This window comes from Nonomuraea sp. NPDC049400 (assembly GCF_044466425.1).
Lineage (GTDB): Bacteria > Actinomycetota > Actinomycetes > Streptosporangiales > Streptosporangiaceae > Nonomuraea.
The window spans coordinates 37,738-57,518 of sequence record NZ_JBITMP010000031.1; the positions used below are offsets into that span (position 1 = coordinate 37,738).

At 69.6% G+C, this 19,781-nt stretch carries 21 protein-coding genes and 2 pseudogenes; 10 read left to right on the top strand and 13 right to left on the bottom strand.

The features are described from left to right. Window positions 1–501 (top strand): thiol peroxidase, encoded by a 501-nt coding sequence (tpx, locus tag ACIBVN_RS37720; protein WP_397144862.1) that lies wholly within the window; start codon window positions 1–3, stop codon window positions 499–501. Between the two features lies 1 nt (window position 502). Here the strand turns inward: tpx and ACIBVN_RS37725 are convergent, their stop codons facing one another. Next, on the bottom strand, window positions 503–1,399 hold the full coding sequence (locus ACIBVN_RS37725) for a TIGR03619 family F420-dependent LLM class oxidoreductase (RefSeq protein ID WP_397144864.1): 897 nt from the start codon (window positions 1,397–1,399) through the stop codon (window positions 503–505). A gap of 4 nt (window positions 1,400–1,403) precedes the next feature. Then, entirely contained in the window at window positions 1,404–2,207 is an 804-nt protein-coding gene (locus ACIBVN_RS37730; RefSeq protein ID WP_397144866.1) for an SAM-dependent methyltransferase, read from the bottom strand. 101 nt (window positions 2,208–2,308) lie between these two features. Between ACIBVN_RS37730 and ACIBVN_RS37735 the strand changes: the two genes are divergently transcribed. Continuing rightward, on the top strand, window positions 2,309–3,034 hold the full coding sequence (locus ACIBVN_RS37735; protein ID WP_397144868.1) for a helical backbone metal receptor: 726 nt from the start codon (window positions 2,309–2,311) through the stop codon (window positions 3,032–3,034). Window positions 3,035–3,038: 4 nt separating this feature from the next. On the opposite strand, the gene ACIBVN_RS37740 is transcribed toward ACIBVN_RS37735, so the two are convergent. The 4 genes from ACIBVN_RS37740 to ACIBVN_RS37755 are packed head-to-tail and all read right to left on the bottom strand — an operon-like array spanning window position 3,039 to window position 7,366. Further along, complete coding sequence (locus ACIBVN_RS37740; protein WP_397144870.1) at window positions 3,039–4,196, bottom strand: ROK family transcriptional regulator; 1,158 nt, start codon at window positions 4,194–4,196, stop codon at window positions 3,039–3,041. Between the two features lie 3 nt (window positions 4,197–4,199). Next, a complete protein-coding gene (locus ACIBVN_RS37745) occupies window positions 4,200–5,045 on the bottom strand; it encodes a carbohydrate ABC transporter permease (protein WP_397144872.1) in 846 nt (281 codons plus the stop codon). Beyond that, window positions 5,032–5,943: a carbohydrate ABC transporter permease gene (locus ACIBVN_RS37750; protein WP_397144874.1), complete on the bottom strand. Its 912-nt coding sequence runs from the start codon at window positions 5,941–5,943 to the stop codon at window positions 5,032–5,034. Before ACIBVN_RS37750 ends, ACIBVN_RS37745 begins: the two co-directional genes overlap by 14 nt. A 52-nt stretch (window positions 5,944–5,995) precedes the next feature. Beyond that, on the bottom strand, window positions 5,996–7,366 hold the full coding sequence (locus ACIBVN_RS37755) for an ABC transporter substrate-binding protein (RefSeq protein WP_397144876.1): 1,371 nt from the start codon (window positions 7,364–7,366) through the stop codon (window positions 5,996–5,998). Window positions 7,367–7,745: 379 nt separating this feature from the next. Here ACIBVN_RS37755 and ACIBVN_RS37760 point away from each other — a divergent pair, with 379 nt between their 5' ends. The 3 genes and pseudogenes from ACIBVN_RS37760 to ACIBVN_RS37770 form a co-directional block, all read left to right on the top strand. Beyond that, a complete protein-coding gene (locus ACIBVN_RS37760) occupies window positions 7,746–8,774 on the top strand; it encodes a zinc-binding alcohol dehydrogenase (protein WP_397144878.1) in 1,029 nt (342 codons plus the stop codon). A 2-nt stretch (window positions 8,775–8,776) separates the two neighbouring features. Then, complete coding sequence (locus ACIBVN_RS37765) at window positions 8,777–9,562, top strand: sugar phosphate isomerase/epimerase family protein (protein ID WP_397144880.1); 786 nt, start codon at window positions 8,777–8,779, stop codon at window positions 9,560–9,562. Then, window positions 9,559–10,737, top strand: a pseudogene (locus ACIBVN_RS37770) (MGH1-like glycoside hydrolase domain-containing protein); the annotation flags it as partial. The gene ACIBVN_RS37765 and the pseudogene ACIBVN_RS37770, both read left to right, overlap by 4 nt. Window positions 10,738–10,746: 9 nt before the next feature. Here ACIBVN_RS37770 and ACIBVN_RS37775 read toward each other — a convergent pair. From ACIBVN_RS37775 to ACIBVN_RS37785, 3 genes and pseudogenes are all read right to left on the bottom strand, one after another. Then, the gene (locus tag ACIBVN_RS37775; protein ID WP_397144882.1) at window positions 10,747–11,850 is read right to left on the bottom strand and encodes a zinc-binding dehydrogenase; all 1,104 of its coding nucleotides are present in this window, start codon (window positions 11,848–11,850) and stop codon (window positions 10,747–10,749) included. Further along, window positions 11,843–12,445, bottom strand: a complete 603-nt coding sequence (locus ACIBVN_RS37780; RefSeq protein WP_397145015.1) for a Gfo/Idh/MocA family oxidoreductase — start codon at window positions 12,443–12,445, stop codon at window positions 11,843–11,845. The genes ACIBVN_RS37775 and ACIBVN_RS37780 overlap by 8 nt, the downstream gene beginning before the upstream one ends. A 15-nt stretch (window positions 12,446–12,460) precedes the next feature. Beyond that, window positions 12,461–12,874, bottom strand: a pseudogene (locus tag ACIBVN_RS37785) (Gfo/Idh/MocA family protein); the annotation flags it as partial. A 17-nt stretch (window positions 12,875–12,891) separates the two neighbouring features. Between ACIBVN_RS37785 and ACIBVN_RS37790 the strand changes: the two are divergent. Together ACIBVN_RS37790 and ACIBVN_RS37795 are read left to right on the top strand one after the other, a co-directional pair. After that, on the top strand, window positions 12,892–13,863 hold the full coding sequence (locus ACIBVN_RS37790) for a glucosyl-3-phosphoglycerate synthase (protein WP_397144884.1): 972 nt from the start codon (window positions 12,892–12,894) through the stop codon (window positions 13,861–13,863). Further along, window positions 13,860–14,975 carry a glycosyltransferase gene (locus ACIBVN_RS37795; protein ID WP_397144886.1) on the top strand — a complete coding sequence of 372 codons (1,116 nt, stop codon included), beginning with the start codon at window positions 13,860–13,862 and terminating at the stop codon, window positions 14,973–14,975. Before ACIBVN_RS37790 ends, ACIBVN_RS37795 begins: the two co-directional genes overlap by 4 nt. 15 nt (window positions 14,976–14,990) lie before the next feature. On the opposite strand, the gene ACIBVN_RS37800 is transcribed toward ACIBVN_RS37795, so the two are convergent. Then, window positions 14,991–15,785 (bottom strand): universal stress protein, encoded by a 795-nt coding sequence (locus tag ACIBVN_RS37800; protein ID WP_397144888.1) that lies wholly within the window; start codon window positions 15,783–15,785, stop codon window positions 14,991–14,993. 78 nt (window positions 15,786–15,863) lie between these two features. On the opposite strand from ACIBVN_RS37800, the gene ACIBVN_RS37805 reads away from it, so the two are divergent. Together ACIBVN_RS37805 and ACIBVN_RS37810 are read left to right on the top strand one after the other, a co-directional pair. Continuing rightward, window positions 15,864–16,169: a hypothetical protein gene (locus tag ACIBVN_RS37805; protein WP_397144890.1), complete on the top strand. Its 306-nt coding sequence runs from the start codon at window positions 15,864–15,866 to the stop codon at window positions 16,167–16,169. 93 nt (window positions 16,170–16,262) lie between these two features. Further along, entirely contained in the window at window positions 16,263–16,823 is a 561-nt protein-coding gene (locus ACIBVN_RS37810) for a phosphatase PAP2 family protein (RefSeq protein ID WP_397144892.1), read from the top strand. Here ACIBVN_RS37810 and pip read toward each other — a convergent pair. Next, window positions 16,765–17,736 (bottom strand): prolyl aminopeptidase, encoded by a 972-nt coding sequence (pip, locus tag ACIBVN_RS37815; protein ID WP_397144894.1) that lies wholly within the window; start codon window positions 17,734–17,736, stop codon window positions 16,765–16,767. The genes ACIBVN_RS37810 and pip overlap by 59 nt on opposite strands. 43 nt (window positions 17,737–17,779) lie before the next feature. Here pip and ACIBVN_RS37820 point away from each other — a divergent pair, with 43 nt between their 5' ends. Further along, complete coding sequence (locus ACIBVN_RS37820) at window positions 17,780–18,691, top strand: threonine/serine dehydratase (protein WP_397144896.1); 912 nt, start codon at window positions 17,780–17,782, stop codon at window positions 18,689–18,691. On the opposite strand, the gene ACIBVN_RS37825 is transcribed toward ACIBVN_RS37820, so the two are convergent. Both ACIBVN_RS37825 and mscL read right to left on the bottom strand, forming a co-directional pair. Continuing rightward, window positions 18,688–19,260, bottom strand: coding sequence for a hypothetical protein (locus ACIBVN_RS37825; protein ID WP_397144898.1), 573 nt, complete (start codon window positions 19,258–19,260; stop codon window positions 18,688–18,690). The two genes, ACIBVN_RS37820 and ACIBVN_RS37825, sit on opposite strands and share 4 nt — an antisense overlap. 88 nt (window positions 19,261–19,348) lie before the next feature. After that, window positions 19,349–19,768 carry a large conductance mechanosensitive channel protein MscL gene (gene mscL, locus ACIBVN_RS37830; RefSeq protein ID WP_397144900.1) on the bottom strand — a complete coding sequence of 140 codons (420 nt, stop codon included), beginning with the start codon at window positions 19,766–19,768 and terminating at the stop codon, window positions 19,349–19,351. Window positions 19,769–19,781 lie beyond the last annotated feature (13 nt).

Consider the following 19,781-nt stretch of genomic DNA (forward strand, 5'->3'; position numbering starts at 1 on the left):
ATGTCCGACGTCACTTTCAAGGGCAACCCCATCACCGTAGGCGGCACCTTCCCGAAGGCCGGCGACAGCGCGCCCGCGTTCAAGCTGGTGGGCGGCGACCTCGCCGAGCTGTCGCTGGCGGACTTCGGCCAGCAGACCAAGGTGCTCAACATCTTCCCGAGCGTCGACACCGGCGTCTGCGCCGCCTCCGTGCGCCGCTTCAACCAGGTGGCCGCCGAGCACCCCGACGTGGCCGTGCTCTGCGTCTCCGCCGACCTGCCGTTCGCGCAGAAGCGGTTCTGCGGCGCCGAGGGGCTCGACAACGTGACCATGCTCTCGCTCATGCGGGGCCGCGAGTTCCTGGCCGACTACGGCGTGGCGCAGGAGTCGGGGCCGCTGGCGGGGCTGGCCGCGCGTGCCGTGGTCGTGCTCGACGGCGACAACAACGTGGTCTACTCCGAGCTGGTGCCGGAGATCACGCAGGAGCCCGACTACGAGGCCGCGCTGTCCGCGCTCAAGTAGGTCACGGCGCGGCGCTCAAGCGAGTCTTGAAGTCGCCGGCCAGGTCCAGCAGGTGCTGGTCGCTCTCGGCGGTGTGCTGGAGGTCCAGGATGATCTCGTGGACCCCGGCCTCCGCCGCGGCGGCGAGGTGGGCGCTGATCTGGGCGACCGTGCCGCTCCTCGGCGGAGCTCCCTGATCGGTGATGACCGGGTTGGCGCGCAGCACCATGCGCAACCCGGCGGGATCGCGCCCGGCCTCCTCGGCGCTCCGGCAGACCGTCCGCCACATCGAGGTGAGCATGGCTATCGGGAGCGTCGCCGTCAGCCAGCCGTCGGCCCGGCGGCCGATGCGGCGCAGCGCGGGCTCGGTGAACCCGGCCAGATAGAGCGGCGGCCGGCGGGCGGGCTTGGGCCCGATGTGGCTGGGCGCGATCGTCCACAACTCGTGCTCGAACGACACCGGGTCGGTGCCCCAGATCGCCTCCAGCGCGTCCAGGGTGGCGTCATAGCGTGCCGCCCGGCCCCGCCACGGCACTCCCGCGGCGGCGTATTCGTCGGACGACCAGCCCAGCCCGAGGCCGGCGACGAGCCGCCCGCCGCTGAGGTGGTCGATCGTGCTGAGCGAGCGGGCCAGCACCACGGGGGGATACCAGCAGGCGTTCAGCGCGCTCGTGCCCAGCCGTACGGACGAGGTCGCCGAGGCGGCCACCGACAACACCGCGAACGGATCCAGGAACACCCGGTACGCCTCCGGGAGGTCGCCCCCCGGATAGCGGTCCTTCGGCCGCAGCGGCGTCATCAGCCGGTCGCCCGCCCACAGACCGGCGAACCCCATCGAGTCGGCCTCCCGCGCCACCCGCACCACGCTCGACAGCGCGGCGAACCTGCCGAACTGGGGGACGGCCAGCCCGATGTCCATGAGCTCAGCCCTTCCTGCCGACGCCGCAGAAGATCAGCGACGACTCGGGGCCGTCCACGAAGTCGATCGTGTCGGCCTGGTCAGGACGCCATTCGGGCAGCCAGACGAGGCCCGGATCGACCAGCTCGAACCCTTCGAGCAGCCCCGCGATCCGCTCGCGGCTCCTGAACGTGAGCGGGATGTTGGTGCTCTCGTAGACCTCGGCGATCGTGTCCATCGCCTGGGCGCGGGCGTCGCTGGTGGCGTGGGACATGATGAGGTGGCTGCCGGGGGCCAGGGCGTCGCGCAGGCTCGCGACGATCTCGTGGGGCCGGTCGGAGTCGCTGAGGTAATGCATGACCGCCGTCAGCAGCACGCCCACGGGGCGGTCGAAGTCGATCACCTCCGTCACGTCATGATTTTTCAGGATCCTGTCGGGCTCGCGGAGATCGCCGTCCACCGCCGTCGTGCCGGTCCGCCCGGCCAGCAGCGCCCTGGCGTGCACGAGCACCACGGGATCACGATCGACGTAGACCACCCTGGCCTCGGGGGCGGTCTTCCTGGCCACCGCGTGCACGTTGTCCAGGGTCGGCAGTCCCGTGCCGATGTCGAGGAACTGCGTGATGCCGGACTCGGCGAGGAAGCGCACCGCCCGCCGCACGAACGCCCGGTTGGCCCTGACCGCCGCCCGTAACTCGGGAGCCACCTCGAGGATCTTCGCCGCCACCGCCCGGTCGGCCGGGAAGTGGTCCTTGCCGCCGAGGAAGTAGTCGTAGAGCCGGGCAACGTTGGGCGTGTGCGGATCGAAGGCTGGCGACTCTCTCTCCAACCGTCATTCCCCCGATCAAGAGTCAACGATCTTCGACCTGGATTCTACGGATACAGGCCGACATTCGGTTGAATCTAGCTGTGGACGATACCGGTGTGCCTGTGAAGATTCCCGATACCGTGCGGCGGATCGTGTCTCTGGTGCCCTCGCTGACCGAGTCGGTGGCGGCGACCGTGCCGGAAGCGCTGGTGGGGGCGACCGACTGGTGCTCGCACCCCGCCGATCTCGACGTGGCCAGGGTCAGGGGCACCAAGAACCCGGACCTGGCCGCGATCATGCGGCTCAGGCCCGACGTCGTCCTGGCCAACGCCGAGGAGAACCGCGCGCCCGACATCGAGGCCCTGCGCGAGTCGGGCATCGCGGTCTGGGTGACGAGGATCGAGACCCTCGAGGAGGCCTTCGCCTCGCTGGATCGCATGTTCCGGCTGGCGTGCCGTACCGGACGTCCCGCGTGGCTGGACGCGGCGGAGCAGGCGTGGCGCGCGCCCGTGGACGGGCCGAGGAGGACGGCGATCGTCCCGATCTGGCGGCGACCGTGGATGGTGGTGGGGCGCGACACGTTCACCGGCGACGTGCTCAGGAACCTCGGCGTGGACAACCTCTACGCCGGCCACGGGGAGCGCTACCCCAAGATCCCGCTGCCCGAGCTGGTCGAGCGGCGGCCCGACCTGGTGGTGCTGCCCGACGAGCCCTACGCGTTCTCGGAGACCGACGGCCCGGAGTGCTTCCCCGGGCTCGCCTGCGCGCTGGTCAGCGGGCGCCTGCTCACCTGGTACGGCCCCTCGCTCGTGCAGGCGCCGGAGATCCTGCGACGCGCACTCGGCTGACCCGTCAGCTCGCCGCGTCCGTACGGGAGGCCAGGGCGGCGTCCACGGAGGCGGGGGAGAGCACGTGCTCCATGACGATCACCGCCATCCCCACGATCCCCGCCCGGTCCCCCAGCGAGGTGGTGACGATCTCCAGATTCCTGGTCGTGTACGGCAGGCTGCGGCGGTAGACGATCTCCCTGATGCCCGTCAGGTAGTGCTCCCTGGTCTCCGCCATGTCCCCGGCCAGCACCAGCACGCCGGGGTTGAGCAGGCTGACCGCGGTGGCCAGCACGATGCCCAGCGTGCGGCCCGCTTCCTGGGTGCGCGCGATGGCCTCGGGGTCGCCCGCCTGCACCAGGCGCACCAGGTCGCGGCTGGACTCCTGGCCCAGATCGACGGCGAGGGCGTGGCCGCTGGCCAGCGAGGCCACACAACCGCGGGAACCGCACGTGCACACGCGGTCGTCGGTCTCGCGCAACCGCACGTGCCCGATGTTTCCGGCGGCGTCCTCGACTCCCCGATAGATCTGCCCGTCGAGAACGATGCCGGTGCCGATGCCGGTCGACACCTTGATGAGGATCAGCGAGTCCGTGTCCCGCCACGACGACCACCACTCGCCCAGCGCCATCGCGTTGGCGTCGTTCTCGACCAGGATGGGCACGTCGTGCGTCTCCCCGATCGCCCCGCCCAGCGGATAGTCGTCCCACCCCGGCATGAGGAACGACCTGATCACCCGTCCGGTGGCGTGGTCCACCGAGCCGGGCACGTCGAGCCCGATGCCGCACACCTCGCTCGCAGGGCGTCCGGTCCTGTCGAGCATCCGCTGGAACGCCTGCCGCACCCACGACAGGACGGCCTCGGGCCCGAGCTCGATGCGCATCTCGGTGCTCTCCTCGGCGATGGGCCGGGCGGCGAGGTCGGTGAGCGCGACCCTGGCGTGGGTGGCGCCCAGATCGGCCACCAGCATCAGGCGCCTGGTGGCGTCCACGTCGAGCACCGAGGGCGGTCGCCCGCCCCCGGAGGTGCCGACGCCGGACTCGTGGATGTATCCGGCGTCGATGAGCCGGTCGACCCGATCGGTGATCGTCGATCGGGACAGCCCGGTGTACTCGATGAGCTCCTTGCGGGTACGGCAGGTGCCATTGCGGATGAGCTGGAGGATCTGCCCTGCCGTCAGCATGATCTATCCCTTCTCTGCTCCTGCCGTGAGGCCCTCCGTCAGCAGTCGCTCGCTGGCGAAGAACACGATCACGATGGGCAGCGTCAGCACCACCGATCCTGCCATCAGGACCGTTGTGGGGATCTCTATGCTGCCCGCCAGCTGCGAGAGCCCCAGGGAAACCGTCCAGCTCTCCCGCCTCTCCACGAGGAAGAGCAGGGCGAACAGGAACTCGTTCCACGCGATCATGAAGGCGTACAGGCCGGTGGCCATCAGCGCGGGCTTGGACAGCGGCAGCACCACGCGCCAGATGGTCGACAGCCTCGTGCACCCGTCGATCGCGGCCGCTTCTTCCACGCTCTGCGGCACGGTCTCGAAGTAGTTGCGGAGCATGTATACCGTGACTGGCACGGTTTGCGCGATATACACGGCGATCAGCCCGAAAAGCGACCCCCGCAGTCCCAGCATCGTGAACAACACGAACAGCGGGATGGCCAGCACGATCGCCGGGAACAGGTACACCGCCAGGAAGAGGAAGTGCACCTGCCGCCGCCCGAAGAACCGCAGCCGGGCGACCGCGTACGCGCCCGGGATCGAGATCAGCAGCGTGAACGCCACCGAGCCGACCGCCACGATCGCGCTGTTCCTCAGGAAGGTCAGGAAGCCCTGCCTGGTCAGCACGTCCACGTACGTGTCCAGGGTGAAGCTGCGCGGCCAGAGCGAGCCGGGGTCCAGGATGAGCTCCTGGATGTCGCGTATGGACAGCATCACCATGTAGAAGAAGGGGAACGCGGTCATCAGGAAGAGCACCACGATGACCAGCGGTTTGAGGACCCGGAAAAGCCCGCGCTCGAACCTATCTCTGCTCATCTTCACCCCCGCCGAAGAACCGCAGGTAGATGGCCAGGAACACGACCAGGAAGACCGCCAGCACGATCGCCTGCGCGGCTGAGGCGCCGATGTCGTCGCGCGCGGTCAGGAAGTTGTAGACCCGCACGCTGACCACCTCGGTGCCGGCTCCGCCGCCGGTCAGCAGGTAGACGTCGTCGAACTTGGTGAACGTGAACACGAACCGCAGCACCGACAGCAGCGCGATGATCCGCCAGAGCTGCGGCATGATCACGTACCGGAACCGCTGGGTCGGTGTGGCCCCGTCCACCACCGCCGCCTCGTCCAGCTCGGCGGGCAGCGCCTGCAGCCTGGCCAGGATGAACAGGAACGCGAACGGGAAATACCGCCACGCCTCGAACGCGATCACCGTGAGCAGCGCCACCGGCACCTGCACGCCGAGGAACTCGCCCTTCGCCTGGGTGAGGAACGCGATCGGCTCGCTGAGCCAGGTGTTGACGATGCCGTACTGGGGGTTGAGCATCGTCTCCCACAGGAACGCCACGGCCACGACCGGCGCCACGTACGGGATCAGGATCGAGGCCCTGACCAGGGTCCGCCCCTTGAACCTGTCCCGGAGGGCCAGCGCCGCCACCAGCCCGATCGCGATCGACAACGCGGTGCCCGCGACGGTGTAGACGAGCGTGTTGACCAGGGACGACCAGAAGCCCGGCTCGGAGACGACGTACGAGAAGTTCTCCAGCGTGTAGTGCCCGAAGATGCCCGCCCGCCTGATGTTGATCAGCCGCACGTCCTGGAACGCCAGCATGATCGCCCACAGCAGCGGCAGCACCACCACGACCAGCGTGATGACGAGCGTGGGCGAGATGAGCGCCAGCCCGGCCCGCCCCTCCTGCTGCCGCAACGTCCGCGGGCTCATCGCCGCACCCCGCGCGGCGGCGCGGCCGCCGGACCCGGACCCGGTCGCGGGCTCATTGGCGGATCCCGCGCTTGATCGTTTCCACGTCGGTCTTGGCCTGCGTGGCGGCGGCCTGCGGGGTCTGCGAGCCGTCCACGACCGCGCTCAGCGCCTTGGGCACGGGCAGCTCGCCCATGATGGCGCCGACCAGCTTGCCCTGGCCCTGCGGGATGCCCCAGCGGGCGAACGTATCGGGACTCTTGCGCAGGGCGTCGAGCACGTCGGCGGGGTAGACGTCGGCCAGCGGCTTCTTGGAGTCGACCCCGGCGGGCAGCTTGTTCCACTTGTCCTCGAAGCCCTTGCGGGTCGGGAACTTGCCCTCCGGCGCCATGCCGAACCAGCGCTCGTAACCCTCGTTCATCATGAAGGCCACGAACTTGGCCGCGGAGTCCTTGGCGGCGTCACGGGTGATCGCCCACGAGACGATCTCGCCGTACTGCGCGGGCGCGCTCCCGTCGGGCCCCTTCAGCGCCGTGACCACCCCGGTGTTCTCGGCCAGCCACTGCGGATCGGCACGGCACTCCTGGCAGCTCGGCAGCGCGTCCTTACGCAGGCCGGCCATCTCGTCCAGGATGAACGACGACCAGATCGTCATGGCCGCCTTGCCGGAGAAGTAGGTGGCCCTGGTGGAGTCGACGTCCTGCTTGCCCTTGACGGAGTAGTCCTTCGCCAGCTTCGCGTAGAACTCGAACGCCCTCACGCACTGTGGCGAGTCGAGGGTGACATTTCCGGAATTGTCGACCAGCTGGCAGCCGTTCGCCAGCGCGACGTGCTCGAAGCTCTGCGCGGTGAACGAGTCCTTGGGCGCGATGGCCAGCGTGATGCCCGCGACCCCGCCCGTGTTGAGCTTGGCGGCCGCCGCCTCCAGCCGCTCGTACGTGTCGGGCGGCTGCAGCCCGGCCTTCTCGAACAGGTCCTTGCGGTAGAGGATGAGCTGCGCCCACCCGTCACTGGGCACCGCGAGCAGCTTGCCCCCCGAGCTGTCGAGCTCCAGGGCCCGCGGCGAGAACGAGTCCCTGCCGAGCTGATCGACGACCTTGCCCGGCGTCTCGGTGTCGAGCAGGTCGTTGGCCTCCAGCTCGCGCACGGCCGACAGCGGCAGCGCGCCGATGACGTCCGGCAGGTCCCCGGCCGCGGCGGCGGCCGTCACGGTCTGGCTGAACTGGTCCTCGGCCACGCCGACTAGCTTGACCTTGATCCCGGTCTTCTTGGTGAACTCGGCGACGATCTGGTTCTGTACGGCCATCCGGTCATTGAGGTTCTCCTCGGTCCAGACGGTGATCTGGTTGCTCGCGGACGACTCGCCACCGCCGTCGCCGCACGCCGCCAGCGAAGCGGCTGCCAGCAGCGCGACAGAGAGGACGGCGGTTACCTTCTTCGGCATGGCACGCTCCTCCGGTAGGGGATATGCCGCCCTTACCCTCACCGTGATCCCGGCAACGCGCAGTAGTCGATAACGAGACCGGTCTGTACCCACTCCGTGCCTACGCCCACAGATCAGGATCTTCTACCGCAAAAGATCTACGTTCGTGTGATTTCGGTCATCCTTAGGTCGCCTCACGCCCTAGAAAGCCCAGGTGTGCGGCTAAGTCCGCTTTGCCGATAAGGTCGCTTTCCGGAAGACACGCTGGCAGAAACCCCAATTTCATCGGCGCTTACCGGCTGAAGTCGTAGACTTATGAGTGTTACGAGCGCAACTATCGTATGCAAACAGGTACTAAAGCTTTGACTTTTGTTTGATCAATAAGCGTAAGTGTTGGGGAATGCGCGTCATCACCTTTGAAGAGCCAGGCCGTGTCCGCGTCAGCCTGGAGTCGCCCGCCGACCTGGTGCCGGGCACCGTACGAGTCCGTACGATCTATTCCGGCGTCTCGGCAGGCACCGAGCTCACCGCCTATCGCGGCACAAATCCATATCTCAACCGGCACTGGGACACCGAGCGCCGGCTCTTCGTCGACGGGCAGACGCACGCCTATCCGCTGACCGGCTGGGGCTACCAGGAGGTCGGCGAGGTGGTCGAGGCCGCGCCCGACGTCGCGGATCCCCCTGTCGGCAGCATCGTGTGGGGCATCTGGGGCCACCGCGCCGAGGCCGTCGTCCCGGCGGAGAAGCTCGTCGGCCACGTGATGCCGCCCGGCGCCGACCCGCTGACCGGGGTGTTCGCCCGCGTGGGCGCCATCGCGCTCAACGCCGTGCACGCCGCCGACGTGCATCTGGGCGACCAGATCGCGATCTTCGGCCAGGGCGTCATCGGGCTGCTGGCCACCCGCCTGGCCGTGCTGAGCGGCGCCAGGGTGCTCGCCGCCGACGCCATTCCCGACCGGCTGGAGCTGGCCAGGAGGTTCGGCGCGGCCGAGGTGATCGACGTGCGCTCGGGCTCCGTGGCCGAGTACATGCGCAAGCGCATCGAGGGCGCCGACACCGTCATCGAGCTGAGCGGCACCCACCAGGGCCTGCACGAGGCCATCAGGACCGTGCGCAAGGGCGGCCGGGTCGTCGCCGCCGGGTTCTACCAGGGCGACGGCATCGGGCTGCGCCTGGGCGAGGAGTTCCACCACAACCAGGTCCAGCTCGTCTCCTCCCAGATCGGCGGCGTGGCCTCGTGGCTGGCGCACCGGTGGGATGTCGAGCGCCTGCAGCGCACGTTCATGGCTCTCGTGCACGAGGGCCAGGTCGAGGTCGGCGAGCTGATCAGCCACGTCGTCCCCGTAGACAGGGCCGCGGAGGCCTTCGACCTGATCGACAAGCACCAGTCCGAGGTGCTCCAGCTCGTCTTCACCTTCGAGGAGTGACAGTGAAGCTCGCCGTACAGGAGCAGCTTCTGCCCGGCCGCACGTTGCAGGAGAAGTTCGCGTTCGCGGTCGACGCCGGGTTCGACGCGATCGAGCTGCGCGGCAAGGGCGATTTCCACTTCGCGGGCCGCCTGACCGAGCTCAAGCGGGCCAAGGCCGACGGCGTCGTCATGCCGACGGTCTGCGTGGACATGCCGCACTTCATCGGCGACTTCGACCCGGCCAAGCGCAAGGACGCCATCCAGCAGCTCAGGTCGCAGCTCTCGGTGATCGGCGAGCTGGGCGGCATCGGCGTCATGACGCCCGCCTCCTGGGGGCAGTTCTCGCGCCGGCTGCCGCCGTTCGAGCCGCCGCGCAGCCCCGAGGAGGACCGCGAGGTGCTGACCGAGGCGCTGGGCGTCCTCGGCGAGCACGCGCAGCGCAACGGCGTGCTGATCATGCTGGAGCCGCTCAACCGGTACGAGAACCACATGGTCAACACGCTGGCCGAGGCCGTCTCGTACTGCTCCATGGACTCGATCAGGGTCGTCGGCGACACGTACCACATGAACATCGAGGAGGACGACCCCTGCCGCTCCCTGGCCGAGGCCGCCCCCTACCTCGCCCACATGCAGATCAGCGAGTCCAACAGAAACCAGCCCGGCACCGGCCACCTCGACTGGGGCGCGCAGCTGGCCACGCTGGACGCCGTCGGCTACGACGGCTACCTCGCCCTGGAGTGCCGCCTGCGGGGCGAGCCCGAGATCGTCCTTCCCCAGACCGCAGCCTTCGTCAGGAAATACCTATGATCCTTCGCGACGCCGTGCGTGTCCTGGTGGCGAACTGGGACGGCAGCTACACGGTTCCCTCCCGTCGGCTGTACCCGCATCAGTGGAGCTGGGACTCGGCCTTCATCGCGATCGGGAACGCGCAGTGGTCGCCGCGAAGGGCCAGGGTGGAGCTGCTCTCCCTGTTCGGCGCGCAGTGGCGCGACGGCAGGGTGCCGCACATCGTGTTCAACCCGGAGGTGCCGGAGGGCGCCTACTTCCCCGGGCCGGAGTTCTGGGAGTCACGTGCTCCCTCCGGCTGCGCGACCTCCGGCATCATCCAGCCGCCGGTCCACGCGCTGGCCGCGTGGAAGACGCACCTGGCCGAGCCGGACACCGCGTTCCTGCGCCGGATCTACCCGAGGCTCGTGGCGCAGCAGGAGTTCCTGCGCGCGGCCAGGCGTTCGCCTGAGGGGCTGATCTCGATCGTGCACCCCTGGGAGTCGGGCATGGACAACAGCCCGGCCTGGGACCTGCCGCTGCAGGCCGTGCGGCGCGCCACCACGGGCTTCGTCCGCCGGGACCTCGCCACCGTCAGCGCCGACGAGCGGCCCACCGACCGCGACTACGAGCGCTACGTCTCCCTCGCCCGCGCCTACCGCGACTCCGGCTACCGCAGTCCTGGGGAGTTCCAGGTCGAGTGCCCGCTGTTCAACACGGCGTACGGGGTGGCGGAGGCGACGCTGGCCAAGATCGCGGACGTGCTCGGCCTCGACCCCGAGCCGCACGAGCGCGAGGCGGCCGCGATGACCGCCGCCATGGTCGAGCACCTCTTCGACGGCGCCCTCTTCCAGGCCCGCGACGTGCGCACCGGCGAGCTGATCCGCTCGAGCAGCACCGCCGGGCTGACCCCGCTCATGCTCCCCGGCCTGCCCGGCGAGGTCGCCGACGCGCTGATCGCGACCGCGCTCGACCGGTTCGCGCTCAAGGACGGGGCGCTGCCCAGCTACTCGCCGGCGGCGCCCGAGTTCAACTCCGCCCGCTACTGGCGGGGCCCGAGCTGGATCAACCTCACCTGGCTCGTCTGGCAGGGGCTGAAGGAGCGCCGCCCCGACCTGGCCGGCCTGGTCGCCGACGGGATGATCAACGCGGTCTCGCACGCCGGGTTCAGGGAGTACTTCGACCCGTTCGCGCTGGACGGCCATGGTTGCCGCGACTTCAGCTGGTCAGCCGCCCTCATCCTCGACGTGGTCGCAGAGCACGGCCTGAACGGTCTGGCGGCGTCTGGACGCGAGCTCGGAAAGGAACTGGGGGGCCTCGCCGAAGCCGACGAGGTCAGTGATCACGTGCTCGCGTAGCCGCGGGCCGTGCCGCCTGAGCAGGGCGATCGTCTCGTGCGAGAGCCGCTCCCTGTCCCAGGCGTGCGACAGGCCGCGCGGCACCCGGCCGATCTGGGCGCAGCGCACGGTCAGCCCGTTGTGGTGGAACTCCTCGCCCAGGCGCACCTCGTCCGCGCCCCGCGTGTAGAAGGCGAGGTCCACCAGGGTGCCCTGGGGCCGGAGCAGCCTGAGCCCGAGCGCCAGCGCCCGGGGCTGGCCGCGGCACTGGAACACCAGGTCGGCGCCCCGGTCGTCGCGGCCGTGGCGCCAGCGGCGCTTCAGGTCCACCGCCGGATCGTCGTCGGCGGTCAGGACGTTCGCGCCGAGCGCCTCGGCGACCGCAAGCCTGGCCGGGGTCTCGTCCACGACCACGACCTCGGCCGCGTCGCAGGACATGGCGAAGCAGGCCGTCAGCAGCCCGACCACGCCGGCGCCCACGACCGCGACCCGCCGCCCGCGCACGCCGTCGCCCAACTGCTGCACGGCCGGTCCGTGCAGGTCGTGGGCGGCGTGCAGGAGGCCGTTGGCGCAGATCGGGCCCATGTGCGCGACGTAGACGCCGAGTATCGGGTCGAGGTCGTCCGGCAGCGCCACGAACCTGTCGTTCATCGGGTCCGCCACGTACGCCGTGCGGTGCCCGTAGCACATCGCGACCAGCGCGCCCTCGCTCACCGCCCGCGTACGCGTCTCCACCACCAGGCCGACCTGCATGTAGCCGATGCCGCGCACGGGATAGCTCACCGACGGCGCGCCCTCCGTGAACAGCCCGAGCGCCGGGTCCCAGCTCGAGGACAGGTACGGGTTGGTGCCCTTCACATAGGTCAGTTCGGTGCCGGCCGATACCCCGCTGTGGGTGGTCGCCACCATGAACCCGCCCTCGGGGATCTCGGGCAGCTTCTCCTGCACCAGGCAAACCTCGCCCGGCGCCTCAATGCTGAGCACATCACTCACTGATCACCACCGGCCTCCGTTCCGCCGCGGACCGTGCGAGCGCCAGCGCCAGGCGGTGGGTCCGCAGGGCCTCACCGTACGGCACGCGCACGTCGGCGTCTTTACCCTGCACGGCGTTGATGAACTCCCGGTCCACCCGCGTCTTCGCCAGGCCGTCGTCCTCGATCACCCGTTCGCCGTCCACGAGCAGCCGGGTCTCGCTCAGCTCCAGCGCGAGGCCCTCGGCGCACACCTCCAGGCCCACCCGGTGCTTCTGGGAGAGCAGGCAGGAGGTGGCCAGCAGTCCGGCTGCCCCGTCGGCGAAGCGCAGGACCGCCGCCGTCGCCCGGTCCACCTCGCCGTCGCTCTTGTTGTCGGCCGGTACGGCGTGCACCATCGTCACCTCGCCCACCAGGACCCGGGCCAGGTCCAGTACGTGGACCGCCTGCTCCACGATCTGGCCGCCGGACATGGTCGGGTCCAGCCACCAGGCGACCGGGGGCACCTTGTCCAGCCAGTGGCCAAGGGCGAGCCGTACCGGGCGCTCGGCGAGCAGATCGCGGGCCTGCTGGACGATGTCCAGATAGCGCCAGTGGTGGCCGACCGCGGAGGGCAAACATCTCCGCTCGATTTCGGACGCGATGATTTCTGCGGTTTGGAGGTCGAGAGAAAGGGGTTTTTCCACAAAAATCGGCAGATTGCACGACAGAACATCGTGTTCCGGGTTACCGTGCGCAAAAGGAGGCACACACACGTAGACGGCGTCAAGACCGCCGGCACTGAGCAGGTCGGCATGGCCGCCATAGGCGGTTGCGCCATGCCTTGAGGCCAGAGCCTCGGCCCTGCGGGGATCTGTGTCGGCGATCCCAGCGATCGTGACATCGGGGAAGCCGGACAGTACATCGGCGTGGCGAGCGGCGACATTTCCGGCACCTATGATGCCGACGCGAGTCATTGGGGACACAATCCGGCATATGCCACGTCTACTCGCGGCCAAACAAAGAGGTTCGAAGGCGTATAGATCGGGCAGAAGTCGTGACCTCATGAGATCGGGGCTGATGCATGGAGACAGATCTGCGAGCCTTGGCCAGGGTCCAGGAGTGGTACGGCCCGCACTCGAGCACGGCAGCCGAGTGGCCGGTCGAAGCCTTAATGCTGGCCAAGGGATCCACGACGGTAAGCGTCGTACTCCCCGCGCGTGACGAGGAGCGCACCGTGGGCGACATCGTCCGCGTGATCCGTCGCGAACTCGTCGAGCGCCTGCCACTGGTCGACGAGATCCTGGTCGTCGACTCCAACTCCACCGACGCCACCGCCGAGCGGGCACGCGAGGCGGGCGCCCGCGTGGTGGCACAGAACCAGGTGCTCTCGCACCTGCCGCCACTGACCGGCAAGGGCGAGGCGCTGTGGAAGGGGCTGGCCGCCTCCAGCGGCGACATCGTCGTGTTCGTGGACGCGGACCTGCGCGACTTCCCCGCGCACTTCGTGTCCGGTCTGGTCGGGCCGCTGCTGGTGAACGGCGACACGCACTTCGTCAAGGCGGCGTACGAGCGGCCGTTCACGGGTGACGATGGGGTCGTGCGCCGCGGCGCGGGCGGGCGCGTGACGGAGCTGGTGGCCAGGCCGCTGCTGAACATGTTCTGGCCGGAGCTGGCCGGGTTCGCCCAGCCGCTCGGCGGCGAGTACGCCGCCCGGCGCGAGGTGCTGGAACAGGTTCCGTTCGTCACCGAGTACGGCGTGGAGTTCGGGCTTCTCGTCGACCTGCTCCAGCTCGTCGGGCTGGACGGGATGGCCCAGGTGGACCTGGGCACGCGTACGCACACGCATCAGTCGATGGCCGCCCTCGGCCGGATGGCTGGACAGATCATGCTCACCGCCTGGTCCCGCCTGGAGCGGCAGGGCCGGGTGCAGCCGAACGACCCGCCCGCGCAGACGATGCTGCAGTTCGGGCTCGACGGGGTCGACCTGGTGGACATGGCCGTGGCGGAGCGACCTCCGCTCGCCTCCCTTGTACTTGAGGAGGATGTGGCATGAAAGTCCTGGTGAACGCGGGGCCGTGGCTCGCGGTCCCGCCCCCTGGCTATGGGGGGATCGAGAACGTGGTGGCCACGCTGGTGCCCGCGCTGCGCGAGCGCGGCGTGCGCGTCGTCCTGGCCTCCGTCGGGTCCAGCACGCTCGAGGTGGACGAGCTGATCAGCGTCTTCGACGACGGCCAGTTCACGGAGCTGCAGAAGCCGTACAACCAGGTCATGGGGATCGCCCACGCGCACCAGGCCAGGGTGGTGGCCGAGCTGCGCGCCCGCGACGACATCGACCTCGTGCACGACCACGTGGAGGTCGTCGGGCCGGCGGTGTTGTCCGCGCTCGGCGGGCCGCCCGTCCTGCACACCCTTCACTGGGACCTGCACAAGCATCCGGCCTTCTACGGCGCGTTCCCGCCGGGGATCGCGGTGAACGGCGTCTCGGAGTCGCAGATCGCCCGCGCCCCCGACGCCCTGCGCGCGGCCTCGCTCGGCGCCGTCTACCTGGCCAGCCCGCTCGCCGACCGCGACCTGCGGGTCGACCGGGGCGAGCACCTGGTGGTCATGGGGCGGATCTGCTCGCTCAAGGGCCAGCACGTGGCGGCCAGGATCTGCCAGAAGCTCGGCCTGCCGCTGGTGCTCGCGGGGCCGGTGAGCGGCCGGAACACCCCCGCCGAGCTGGACGTCGTCGTCCAGAACCCGTACCACCCGCTGCACAGCCACCCGGACGTCCGCTACCACCTCGACCAGGTGTCCCGCTACCTAGACGGGAAGCTGGTCAGGTGGGTCGGCGCGGTGGGCGGCCAGGACAGGGACCACCTCTACGCCTCTGCCAGGGCCGCGCTCTTCCCGATCCAGTGGGACGAGCCCGGCGGCACTGCCGTCGTCGAGGCGCTCGCGCTCGGAGTGCCTCCGGTCGGCCTGCGCCGCGGCTGCCTGCCCGAGATCATCGACCACGGCCGCACCGGGTTCCTGGCCGACTCCGAGGAGGAGCTGGCGGAGTGGGTGCTGCGGGTGGACGAGCTGGATCCCGAGGAGTGCCGCAGGGAGGCCCGCCGCCGCTTCTCGCCAGCCGTCATGGCGGAGCGCTACCTGGAGCTGTACGAGCTCGTCACAGCCCGCTGACGGCGCACCGAGGGGTCAGGCGAAGCCGCGGGGGAGCACGATGACCGGGCAGGGCGAGGCCCGTAGTGCCTTCATGGCCAGCTCGCCCAGGAACACCCGGTGCGGCTGCGCGTCCTCGCTCGCCGCGCACACCAGCAGCTCGCCCGGCAGCCACTCGACGCCGGCCAGCGCGGTGGCCACGTCGTGCCCCTCCGCCACCTCCGACTCCGCCTCGATCCCCGTGGTCTCCCACGCCAGCCGCACGGCCAGGGCGAGGTCGTCCCTGAGCTTGCCCTGGTCCTCCGTGCGCAGGTCGAGAGTGATCAGCCGGAGCGGGATCCCGAGCCGCAGTGCCGCCTGCGCGACGCGTTCGACCGCCTCGTCGCACTGCGGCCGGTGCACGTAGGCCAGGGTGAAGCGTCCCGGCCCGTCGACGGGGACGTACTGGGCGGGCACCAGCATGACCGCCTCCGACGACAGGTGGAGCAGGTGGTCGGCGGTGGCGCCGATCGCGATGCGGCCGTGCTGGCCGCCTTCCTCCGAGCCGACCACGATCAGGTCCGCCCTGATCCGGCTGGCCAGCACTGACAGCCCGCGCCCCGTGCCCCGGCTCTCGTACGAGATGTACTCGGCTGGGACCGGCCCCAGCTCCTCGGCCGCGTGCGCCAGGTTGGCCTGCGCCTCCACCGCCAGCCCCGGGCTGCCCGGCGGGTAGATCGTGGCCACCGTGAGCTCGCCGCCCGTGACACGCGTGATCGCCGCGCCGAGGGCCAGCGCGTCCCGCCCGCCCTGGTCGGTGGTGTAGCCGACGATCACGTGCTCTCCGATCACGAATGCCCTCATACCCGCTCTGAGCTGGGAATACGCGGCCTTGATCGGAACGTTGTAAACCTGTGGAGGCGTAAAGAAGTGAAGATCACCCTTGACACCCGCTTCAATTTCAACGGGTCCCATGTGGTCACGCTCCGTGAGGCGGTCCAGCAGCTCAGAGAGCGCGATCTGGCCTGCACGGTGGCCGCGGACACCGTGGAGCAGAAGGTCGTCATCTTCTCCGACTGCGTGGAGCGCGGGTTCACGCCGCTCCGCAGCGAGATCATGGCCGCCTACTACGCCGCCTCCCGCGACGCCACCGCCGAGGCGTTCGACCAGGGTCTCATCACCAGAGGCGAGCTGGAGACCCAGCAGGCAGCCCTCGCCCGGCAGTTCCTCGCCTAGACTTGTCCCCGATATTTCGGCCTAATGGTCGAGGCATCTGACAGCGATAGTCCGTAAGGTCATGTCCACTCCTCATTAACGGATTGGACATACGTGTACCGCGACATCGTCGACTTCGCCATGACCACGCCCGGGTGGCTGCACACGCTCGCCGAAGTCGGGACGGACGCCGGATTATTCCTGTTCGTGGCGCTGTTCGCGGTCGCCGCCTTCCGGGCGTGGCGGGGTCCGGCACGCGATCTGGCGCTGGTGATCGCGGGTCCGGCGGGCGTGGTGTTCGCGTACGTCGTGAGCGAGGTACTCAAGACCATCGTCAGGGAGGACCGGCCGTGCCGGGGCGGGATCACGACGCTCGTCACCTGCCCGCCCACCGACGACTGGTCCTTCCCCAGCAACCACTCGGTGATCGCGGCCGGCGCCGCGGCCACGCTCGTGCTGGCCTGGCGCGCCCTCGCCTGGGCGGTGCTGCCGCTGGCCGCGGTCATGGCGTTCTCGCGGGTCTTCGTGGGCGTGCACTATCCGCACGACGTGGTCGCGGGCTTCCTCATCGGGCTGACGCTGGCGCCGTTGTTCGCGCTGCTGGTGGTGGGGGCCGTCACACCTGCCGTACGGCTCGCGAGAACCCGTCTGTCGCCTCGACGAGCCGGTCTGTGATCCCCGGCTCGGTGAAGGCGTGCCCGGCGTCGTGGACGACCTTGAAGTCCGCCTCCGGCCACGCCTTGTGCAGGTCCCAGGCGGTGGCCATGGGCGTGCAGGCGTCGTAGCGGCCCTGGACGATCACGGCGGGGATGTGCCGGATCTTGTGCACGTCCCTGAGGAGCTGGTCGGGCTCGAACCAGCCGTTGTGGTGGAAGTAGTGGTTCTCGATGCGGGCGAAGCAGACGGCGTGTCTGTCCTCGCCGTACTCCTCGACCCGGTCCGGGTCGGGCAGCAGCGAGATCGTGCCCCCTTCCCACTGCGTCCACGCCTTGGCCGCGGCCAGCCTGGCGCCCTCGTCCCGCCCCTCGAGCCGCCTGCGGAAGGCGGCCATGAGATCGCCGCGCTCTTCGGCCGGAATGGGCGCCACGTAGGACTCCCACAGGTCGGGGAACAGGTAGGAGGCGCCCTCCTGATAGAACCAGCGCAGCTCATGGGGCCGCAGCATGAAGATCCCCCGCAGGACCAGCTCGGTCGTGCGGTCGGGATGCGTCTGGGCGTACGCGAGCGCCAGCGCGCTTCCCCACGAGCCGCCGAACACCTGCCACCGGTCGATGCCGAGGTGCTCGCGCAGCTTCTCCATGTCGGCCACCAGGTGCCAGGTGGTGTTGGCGGCGAGGTCGGTGGCCGGGTCGCTGGCGTGGGGCCGGCTGCGGCCGCAGTTTCGCTGGTCGAACAGGACGATCCGGTACCGCTCCGGGTCCCACTGGCGCCTGTGCTTGGCCGAGCACCCGCCGCCGGGTCCGCCGTGCAGCATCACGGCGGGCTTGCCGGCGGGATTGCCGCAGACCTCCCAGTAGATCTGGTTGCCGTCGCCCACATCCAGCAGGCCCGACTCGTACGGTTCGATGGGCGGGTACAGCGTTCTCATGGTCCCCGATCCTGCCTCATTTGCCGGTCCGTAGGATGCTCGCATGAAGCTCGTGACCATCGACGACATCCGCGCCGCGGCAGACCGAATCAAGGCAGTGGCGGTGCGCACGCCGCTCGTGCGGATGGGCGAGGCATGGGTGAAGCCGGAGAGCCTGCAGCCCATCGGGGCCTTCAAGATCCGGGGCGCGTACAACGCCGTGGCCTCGTTGCGGCCCGACGGCGTGGTCACCCACTCCTCCGGCAATCACGGGCAGGCCCTGGCCTACGCGGCCAAGGAGCTCGGGGTGCCCTGCGTGGTGGTCGTGCCCGAGGGGGCGTCCAAGGTGAAACTGGCCGCCATCGAAGGATGGGGCGCCGAGACCGTGATCGTGCCTCCTGAGGAGCGGGAGATCGTCGCCGACAAGCTGGCGCGGGATCGGGGGCTGACGCTGGTGCCGCCCTACGACCATCCGATAGTGATCGCGGGGCAGGGGACCGTCGGGCTGGAGATCGTCGAGGACCTGCCCGACGTCGAGGTGGTGCTCGTGCCGGTGGGCGGGGGCGGGCTGGCCTCCGGGGTCGGCACGGCGATCAAGGCGCTGCGGCCCGAGGTCAAGGTGATCGGGGTCGAGCCGGAGCTGGCCGCCGACGCCGCGGAGAGCCTGGCCGCCGGGCACCCGGTGGAGTGGGGATCGGCCCGGACGTTCAGGACGATCGCCGACGGGCTGCGGACAGGGCTGTCCGAGCTGACCTACGCGCACCTCAGCCGGCGGCTCGACGGGATCGTCACCGTGTCGGAGGACGAGATCAAGGCCGCCATGGGCCACCTGGCGCGGTCGGCGCGGCTCGTGGCCGAGCCCAGCGGGGCGGTCACCACGGCGGCGCTCCTGTCCGGCCGGGCGCCGGCCGGGCGCACGGTGGTCGTGCTGTCCGGGGGGAACGTCGATCCCGAGCTGCTCAGGCAGGTGATCTAGCTCCACTCGTGGCGGCTCAGGAACGAGCGGTCGCCCGTGGCGTACTCGTTGAAGGCCGCCTGCACCTCCTCCAGCTCGGGCACCATGGTCCTGATCAGGGTGCCCTCCTTGTACTCCAGCTCGTAGCCGGGGGAGACCTGCAGGAAGTGGCGCCCGAAGTTCACCAGGGCCACGAAGGGGTTCTGTGCGGACAACGTGGCCAGCACGTCGTGGACGAGGCCGAGGTCCGGGTCGTTGACGACCATGCCGTCGCCCGTGTGGAGCTGCATGCCTTCGTACACGCCGAGCGGCGCCACGTTGTGCACCAGGTCGCGCTGAGGGTCGTAGCAGACCAGCCCGTGCGCCCGCGCGACCGTGAAGACCTGGGCGGACGTCTCGTCCATCGTGTCCAGGTCCATCGACACGAGCACGTGGCCCGGATAGAGCGTGACCTCCCCGGGCAGCTCCTTGGCGACGTCGGGAACGTCCCCGTCCACCGGGGACGTGCGCTTCACCGCCAGATAGGTGGCGCGGGCCTGGTCCCGGCTGATCGGCACCGGCTCGTCCCACACCATCAACTCAACGCTCATCGGTCCATCTTGGCGGACCGGCACCCCGCCCGCGCACCACTGCGCCCAAGTGCCGGAAACCGGCATCGCATCATCTTGGCAAACCTGCCTACCTGGGCTTCTCCGAATCCGGCACCAGCTCGGCCGTGCAGGCGGCGCACCGCCGGGCTTCTGCCGGGATGTCGGTGAGGCATTCTGGGCACTGCTTGGTCGCGGCCTGCTTGTCCCGGTCGAACAGCCTGATCAGCCGGGTCATCGGGGCCACGACCAGCCAGTAGACGACCGCGGAGACCACCAGGAAGGTGACCAGGTGGTTGAGGAAGTCGCCGTACCTGAACACGCTGCCGTTGATCGTGAAGGAGTAGTCGGCGAAGTTCGGCTGCCTGCCGCCGGTGACGGCGCCGATCAGCGGGGTGATGAGATCGGTGACGAGCGCCTGCACCAGACCGCTGAACGTGGCGCCGACGATCACCGCCACGGCGAGCTCGACGATGTTGCCGCGCAATAAGAAGCTTTTGAAGCCGCTCATGGCCCAGCACGTA